Origin of the sequence: Lysinibacillus sp. GbtcB16, from assembly GCF_019091145.1 — a bacterium.
Taxonomy (GTDB): Bacteria; Bacillota; Bacilli; order Bacillales_A; family Planococcaceae; genus Lysinibacillus; species Lysinibacillus fusiformis.
This window is the reverse complement of the sequence record NZ_JAGXJV010000896.1, coordinates 1-234: the sequence shown is the minus strand read 5'-3', so window position 1 is coordinate 234 and position 234 is coordinate 1. Positions and strand designations below refer to the sequence as shown.

General features: G+C 55.6%; 1 protein-coding gene. It reads left to right on the top strand.

Going from position 1 to position 234, the window contains the following annotated elements:
* The coding region (locus tag KVT27_RS26230; RefSeq protein ID WP_217582339.1) for a GGDEF domain-containing protein at window positions 1-220 on the top strand (220 nt) is incomplete at its 5' end.
* Between the last annotated feature and the right edge of the window lie 14 nt (window positions 221-234).

The following is a 234-nucleotide window of genomic DNA, read 5'->3' as shown; positions in this document are numbered from 1 at the left end:
ATCCGCCAGCTTGGCGGAAGTGATTTTGCAGCGGATTCGGCAAGAGGCTTATAAGGATGAGAACGTGACGGTGCCGCTGACCGCGAGCGTTGGCATTGCGGAGTTTTCACCGAAGCTGGAATACGGCACCATGATCCTTGAGGATATGATCTCCAGAGCGGATCATGCGCTGTACCGTGCAAAGTCGGCCGGGCGCAACCGGATCGAGCTGGATGGATAAGTGATTATCGATCC